Source organism: Sphingorhabdus sp., from assembly GCF_046154385.1.
GTDB lineage: Bacteria > Pseudomonadota > Alphaproteobacteria > Sphingomonadales > Sphingomonadaceae > Sphingorhabdus_B.
In genome coordinates, this window is the sequence record NZ_JBJXFW010000033.1 from 1 (window position 1) to 6,183 (window position 6,183).

10 protein-coding genes are annotated in these 6,183 nt (G+C 55.5%); all 10 read right to left on the reverse strand.

Features of this window, described 5'->3' with window-relative positions:
- The coding region (gene nuoF, locus ACKVOS_RS05975; RefSeq protein ID WP_409211103.1) for an NADH-quinone oxidoreductase subunit NuoF at positions 1-1,100 on the reverse strand (1,100 nt) is incomplete at its 3' end.
- Positions 1,097-1,261: a hypothetical protein gene (locus ACKVOS_RS05980; protein WP_409211104.1), complete on the reverse strand. Its 165-nt coding sequence runs from the start codon at positions 1,259-1,261 to the stop codon at positions 1,097-1,099. The genes nuoF and ACKVOS_RS05980, both read right to left, overlap by 4 nt.
- Positions 1,258-1,395 carry a hypothetical protein gene (locus tag ACKVOS_RS05985; protein WP_409211105.1) on the reverse strand — a complete coding sequence of 46 codons (138 nt, stop codon included), beginning with the start codon at positions 1,393-1,395 and terminating at the stop codon, positions 1,258-1,260. The genes ACKVOS_RS05980 and ACKVOS_RS05985 overlap by 4 nt, the downstream gene beginning before the upstream one ends.
- A 127-nt stretch (positions 1,396-1,522) precedes the next feature.
- A complete protein-coding gene (locus ACKVOS_RS05990; RefSeq protein ID WP_409211106.1) occupies positions 1,523-2,191 on the reverse strand; it encodes a complex I 24 kDa subunit family protein in 669 nt (222 codons plus the stop codon).
- Positions 2,184-2,732: a hypothetical protein gene (locus ACKVOS_RS05995; RefSeq protein ID WP_409211107.1), complete on the reverse strand. Its 549-nt coding sequence runs from the start codon at positions 2,730-2,732 to the stop codon at positions 2,184-2,186. Before ACKVOS_RS05995 ends, ACKVOS_RS05990 begins: the two co-directional genes overlap by 8 nt.
- A complete protein-coding gene (locus tag ACKVOS_RS06000; RefSeq protein ID WP_409211108.1) occupies positions 2,729-3,940 on the reverse strand; it encodes an NADH-quinone oxidoreductase subunit D in 1,212 nt (403 codons plus the stop codon). Before ACKVOS_RS06000 ends, ACKVOS_RS05995 begins: the two co-directional genes overlap by 4 nt.
- Positions 3,937-4,554, reverse strand: a complete 618-nt coding sequence (locus tag ACKVOS_RS06005) for an NADH-quinone oxidoreductase subunit C (protein ID WP_409211109.1) — start codon at positions 4,552-4,554, stop codon at positions 3,937-3,939. The genes ACKVOS_RS06000 and ACKVOS_RS06005 overlap by 4 nt, the downstream gene beginning before the upstream one ends.
- Positions 4,551-5,087, reverse strand: coding sequence for a NuoB/complex I 20 kDa subunit family protein (locus tag ACKVOS_RS06010; protein ID WP_409211110.1), 537 nt, complete (start codon positions 5,085-5,087; stop codon positions 4,551-4,553). The genes ACKVOS_RS06005 and ACKVOS_RS06010 overlap by 4 nt, the downstream gene beginning before the upstream one ends.
- Positions 5,078-5,452 carry an NADH-quinone oxidoreductase subunit A gene (gene ndhC / locus ACKVOS_RS06015; protein ID WP_409211111.1) on the reverse strand — a complete coding sequence of 125 codons (375 nt, stop codon included), beginning with the start codon at positions 5,450-5,452 and terminating at the stop codon, positions 5,078-5,080. Before ndhC ends, ACKVOS_RS06010 begins: the two co-directional genes overlap by 10 nt.
- A 98-nt stretch (positions 5,453-5,550) precedes the next feature.
- On the reverse strand, positions 5,551-6,183 hold a 633-nt coding region (locus ACKVOS_RS06020), incomplete at its 5' end, for an inositol monophosphatase family protein (RefSeq protein WP_409211112.1).

Sequence of the window (6,183 nt, forward strand, 5' to 3'; positions counted from 1 at the left end):
CGTTCCATCACACGCCACATCCAGCCTGTGCCTTCACGGCATGGTGTGCACTGGCCGCAGCTTTCATGCTTGTAGAAATAGGACAGGCGCGAAATGGCGCGGACGATATCGGTGGACTTGTCCATCACGATGACTGCTGCGGTGCCAAGGCCGGAACCGACTTCCTTGCAGCCGTCGAAATCCATCGGTACGTCCATCATCATCGCAGCCGGAACCAACGGTACTGATGAACCACCCGGAATGACCGCAAGCAGATTATCCCATCCGCCGCGCACACCGCCGCAATGCTTTTCGATCAGCTCGCGGAACGGAATGCTCATCGACTCTTCGACGACGCAGGGTTTTTCGACATGGCCGGAAATCTGGAACAGCTTCGTGCCATGGTTGTTTTCACGGCCAAAGCTTTTGAACCATGCGGCACCGCGCCGCAGGATGGTCGGAACCACCGCGATGCTCTCCACATTATTCACGGTCGTCGGGCAGCCATAAAGACCGGCACCTGCCGGGAACGGCGGTTTCAGGCGCGGCTGGCCTTTCTTGCCTTCCAGACTTTCGATCATCGCGGTTTCTTCGCCGCAAATGTAAGCGCCTGCGCCACGATGGACGAAGACGTCGAAATCATAGCCTGATTTGGCGGCATTTTTGCCAAGCAGACCGGCGGCATAAGCCTCGGCCACAGCCTTTTCGAGAACCTTGGCTTCGAAAATATACTCGCCGCGAATGTAGATATAGGCGGCGCGTGCGCGCATTGCGAAACCGGCGATCAGCGCGCCTTCGACCAGCTTGTGCGGATCGTGGCGGATGATTTCGCGATCTTTGCACGAACCAGGCTCGGATTCATCGGCATTGATGACGAGGAAGTTGGGACGCTCGGGCGTCGGGGCTTTGGGCATGAAGCTCCACTTCATCCCCGTCGGGAAACCTGCCCCGCCGCGTCCGCGTAGACCCGAGGCTTTCACCTCTTCGATAATCGCATCCTGCCCGACTTTCATAAGGGCGGCAGTCTTGTCCCAATCCCCACGCTTTTGCGCGGCCTTCAGGCCGAAATCCTGATAGCCATAGAGGTTCGTAAAAATACGGTCTTTATCGGCCAAGCTCATGCGCTTACTCCACAGGCAACGCCACAAACCCAAAGCTTGTCATTCCCGACTTGATCGGGAATCCACGGCCTGAACTGTCGTCCATACCGCACGGTCAGGCCATGGATTCCCGCCTTCGCGGGAATGACAAAGCTGTAGGTTTCAGAAATCGGTAGCGTCATGCGAGCCCTCCCAGCATGAACAAGGCACCGCCCGCGATCAGCAAGCCAATCACGGCCAGTTTAATAATGCCCTTCAGCAATTTCCAAGCGACGAATGCGGCGACCAGAACGCCGATCAAGGGGAGCCATTCCATTATGCGTGCCCCCACTTCAAAAGACCGTTCGCCTCGAGCGTAGTCGAGAGGCCTATCGGATGCGCGCGCCTTATGGGTGTCTCGACTACGCTCGACACGAACGGATTGGTGGTGAAGTTTGCAACCATTACCACTCCCCCCGATAATCATGGTTCTTGTCGACCATCGCATTCAATGTCGTCGGACCGCCATAGGGTTCCACCGTATGCCGTCCGGGCAATTGTGTGCCGATCTTGGGCTGCTTGCCATCGGCAAGGTCGCCGAGGATCGCGGTCATGCTGTCATAATCGAGATCTTCGAAATTATCGTCGTTGATCTGGACCATCGGTGCAGAGGAACAGTTGCCCATGCACTCAACTTCGGTCAGCGTGAACAGGCCGTCGGGCGTGGTCGCGCCTTTGACAAGGCCACGGTTCTTGCACGCCGCCATGATATCGTCCGACCCGCGCAACATACACGGCGTCGTTCCGCACACCTGCACATGATAGCGGCCCACCGGCGCGAGATTGTACATGGTGTAAAAGGTCGCAACTTCGTAGGCGCGCATATAGGGCATGCCGAGATATTGGGCGACATATTCGATCACCGGAACCGGCAACCAGCCTTGTGTCTTGGTTTCATCCCCCACCTGCCGCTGGGCAAGATCAAGCAACGCCATCACGGCCGATTGCTGACGCCCGGCAGGGTAGCGGCCGATATAGATGTCGGCTTTCTTCTTGGTGTCCGGCGAAAAGGCAAAATTGCCCCACTTGGCACGGGTTTCTGCTTCGTCAGGAATATGTGCTGCGTCAGCCATTTTTGCGGACCAACTCGTTTCTCACATCTTCACTGTAGCGTGCATAATTGAGTGTACGGCTTTCCATCATAATTATCTGCTCAATTCGTTCCATGCCGCCCAACACAAATACATTCATTACGGGGTTACTCATGTCCGATCCGCCACATCCAGCGAGATCGAGTTCAACTAGATTGCGCGGCACCATGTCCGTGACAGCCCATCCGCCATAGTTATTCCAGAAACCACCCGGAGCAAACTCTGAGTTATCACCGATCATGCGCCAACCAGCAGAATGGAAAAAGCTTGTGATCTTACCGATCACGTTTTTCGGTCCGGCAAACATGTCGACACCCTTGGCTGTACTCACCACCAACCGCACCTCTGGTGAAAGGTGTGTCGCCGCCTCGTCGAGTTTTCGGCTGGCAACCAAACCAAAAAAATTCTGCTGTATTTCAAACTGATTATCGGGAGGAGGAGAACACGCCGCAACGCCTGTTGCCGCAACCACCGTCGCGGCCAGCACAGCGCCCTTCGCCAATTCTCGCCGCGTAATACTCACCGGTCACACTCCCCGAACACAATGTCGAGCGCGCCCAAAATCGCTGTCGTATCCGCCAGCATGTGCCCACGCGACATGAAGTCCATGGCCTGCAGATGCGAGAAAGCCGTCGGGCGGATTTTGCAGCGATAGGGTTTGTTGGTGCCGTCCGACACCAGATAAACGCCGAACTCGCCCTTGGGGCTTTCGGTGGCGACATAGACGCTGCCCGCCGGAACCTTGAAGCCTTCGGTGTAGAGTTTGAAATGGTGGATCAGCGCTTCCATGCTCTGCTTCATTTCGGCGCGCTTGGGCGGGACGATCTTGCGGTCGTCGCTGCACACGGGGCCTTCGGGCATTTGGCTAAGGCATTGTTTCATGATGCGGATCGACTGGCGCACTTCCTCGACGCGGACCATGAAGCGGTCGTAGCAATCGCCGCGTGTGCCGACGGGAATGTCGAAGTCCATCTTGGCATAGACATCATAAGGCTGACTTTTGCGGATATCCCAAGGGATGCCCGCCGCGCGGATCATCGGACCGGAAAAGCCCCATTTGATCGAGTCTTCTTTCGAAACTATCGCGATATCGACATTGCGCTGTTTGAAAATGCGGTTGTCGACGACAAGCTTCATCGCGTCTTCAAACAGACGCGGCAGACGGTCATCGAGCCATTCGCCGACATCGGTCAACAGCTTCAGCGGCACATCCTGATGCACGCCGCCGGGACGGAACCAAGCGGTGTGCATCCGCGCACCGCTGGCGCGTTCGAAAAAGCCCATGCAATCTTCGCGCGCTTCATAGAGCCACAGACCCGGCGTCATCGCGCCCACATCAAGCGCATGGTGCGCGATATTGAGCAGATGGTTGGAAATGCGGGTCATTTCCGCAAAGAACACGCGCAAATATTGCGCGCGCAACGGCACTTCGAGGTTCAGCAGCTTTTCGATCGCCAGCACATAACTATGCTCCATCGCCAGGGGCGAGGCATAGTCGAGCCGGTCGAAATAGGGCAGCGCCTGCAAATAGGTCTTATATTCGATCAGCTTTTCGGTTCCGCGGTGCAGCAGGCCGATATGCGGATCAAGCCGCTCAACGATTTCGCCATCCAGTTCCATGACCAGACGCAAAACGCCATGCGCCGCCGGATGCTGCGGACCGAAATTGATTGTGTAGTTCTGGATGACATCGTCACCGGTGGTGGGTGCCAGATCCTGTTGAAGGTTCATTTCTTTGCTCCCTTCTCATCACCCGGCAACACATAGTCTGCACCTTCCCAAGGCGACAGAAAGTCAAAGCTGCGGAAATCCTGCGCCAGTTGCACAGGTTCATATTTCACGCGCTTTTCTTCTTCGGAATAACGCAGCTCGACATAACCGGTCAGCGGGAAATCCTTGCGCTGCGGATGGCCGGTGAAGCCATAATCGGTCAGGATGCGCCGCAAATCTTCATTGCCAGAAAACAACACGCCGTACATGTCGAACACTTCACGTTCCAGCCAGCCGGCAACGGGCCAGATTTCGGTAATCGAGGGCACCGGAGTAATTTCATCAGTCGCAACATGCACCCGAATGCGGTGGTTCTTGGTAAGGCTGAGCAGGCAATATACCACTTCAAAGCGCGGATCACGATCCGGCCAATCAACACCGGCAATTTCCATCAATTGTTGATAATCACAGCTATCGCGAAGTTTCACCATGCAACCGACCAATGAGTCACGCTTTATGTATAAAGCAACTTCGTCAAAAGTCTCTTCAACACGAACAAGATCTTTACCCAGCGCTTTTTTAATCGCCGCGACCGTGCCTTTCGGCTTTGCGATTTGGGGGGCTGAATGGCTCACCGTTCCAATGTCCCTACGCGGCGGATTTTCCGTTGCAATTGCATGATACCATATAGCAAGGCTTCCGCTGTCGGCGGGCAACCGGGCACGTAAATGTCGACCGGAACAATCCGGTCGCAACCGCGCACGACGCTATAGCTATAATGATAATATCCACCGCCATTGGCACAGCTGCCCATGGAGATGACATATTTGGGTTCCGACATCTGATCGTAAACCTTACGTAACGCGGGCGCCATTTTGTTGCACAATGTCCCGGCAACAATCATGACGTCGGACTGGCGCGGTGAGGCGCGCGGTGCGATGCCGAAACGTTCAAAGTCATAACGCGGCATATAGCCGTGGATCATTTCAACGGCGCAGCAGGCAAGACCAAAGGTCATCGGCCACAAAGAACCGGTCCGTGCCCAGTTGAAGAGATCTTCGGTCGAAGACACGACAAAACCCTTGTCGCTCACTTCGCTTTCAATATCCTTGAAGAAACCGGAATCAGGAACGGACGCGTCCGCCGGTGTCTGTGTGATTACTCCCATTCGAGGGCTCCCACTTTCCACGCATAGATAAAGCCAATGACCAGTTCGAACAGGAACAGCATCATGGTGCCCCAGCCGACCCAACCTGTTTCACCAAGGCTGACCGCCCATGGAAACAGGAACGCGGCTTCGAGATCGAAGATGATGAACAGGATCGCAACCAGATAGAAACGGACGTCAAACTGGCTACGCGAATCTTCAAATGCCGGAAATCCGCATTCATATTCCGCCAGCTTCGCCTCGGTCGGTTGGTGCGCCCCTGTCAAACGCGAAACGCCCATAGGCAAAAACACAAACGCCGACGAAAGGGCAAGCGCCACAAACAGGAATATCAAGATCGGCAGATATTGCGATAAATCAGTCATAACAGACTCGCTTTGGCCCCGTAAACGTGCCGCGCTTTTAGGCAGAAGAATCCCAGCCTGCAAGGCCTGCACACAGCTTTTCAAGCCATTTTAGCGGTTTATTTCAAAGCACCCGCCAACAACTTGTGAAGCTTGCTGTGCAAAATGTCGTTTGCAGCGAGAACTTGGGTATCCGCGATGTGCGGACTGCGACCACGATAGTCAGTTACAAAACCACCTGCCTCGCGAACCAGAAGGCATCCGGCAGCGGTATCCCAAGCCGACAACCCACTTTCCCAAAAGCCGTCATAGCGCCCCGCGGCAAGCCAGGCGAGATCAAGGCTTGCCGCACCAAAACGGCGGATGCCTGCTACGTGCGGCCCGATGGCACCAAAGATTTTGCCCCATTCATCAAAGTCGCCATGGCCCTTAAAAGGAGTTCCTGTGGCAACAAGCGCTTCGTTCAATTGACGGCGCGCAGATACCCGCAAGCGGCGGTGGCCAAGCCACGCGCCTTTCCCGCGTTCTGCCCAAAAGCTTTCATCGGTGATCGGATTATAGACCAGACCCGCAAAAATATCGCCCCAACCTGATCCATCCGGTTTGGGGTCCTGCACTGCGATCGAAATCGCGAAGTGTGGAATGCCATGCAAAAAATTGCTCGTACCGTCGAGAGGATCAACAATAAAACGCGGCTTGCCATCGGCGCCCGCGATTTCGCCACCTTCTTCCATCAGAAATCCCCAGTCAGG

Bases quoted from the DNA above. Each gene is read 5' to 3' on its own strand.
- ndhC (WP_409211111.1), bottom strand. From the start codon at position 5,452: ATGACTGATTTATCGCAATATCTGCCGATCTTGATATTCCTGTTTGTG.
- ACKVOS_RS06000 (WP_409211108.1), bottom strand. From the start codon at position 3,940: ATGAACCTTCAACAGGATCTGGCACCCACCACCGGTGACGATGTCATC.
- ACKVOS_RS06010 (WP_409211110.1), bottom strand. From the start codon at position 5,087: ATGGGAGTAATCACACAGACACCGGCGGACGCGTCCGTTCCTGATTCC.
- ACKVOS_RS05980 (WP_409211104.1), bottom strand. From the start codon at position 1,261: ATGACGCTACCGATTTCTGAAACCTACAGCTTTGTCATTCCCGCGAAG.
- ACKVOS_RS05990 (WP_409211106.1), bottom strand. From the start codon at position 2,191: ATGGCTGACGCAGCACATATTCCTGACGAAGCAGAAACCCGTGCCAAG.
- ACKVOS_RS05985 (WP_409211105.1), bottom strand. From the start codon at position 1,395: ATGGAATGGCTCCCCTTGATCGGCGTTCTGGTCGCCGCATTCGTCGCT.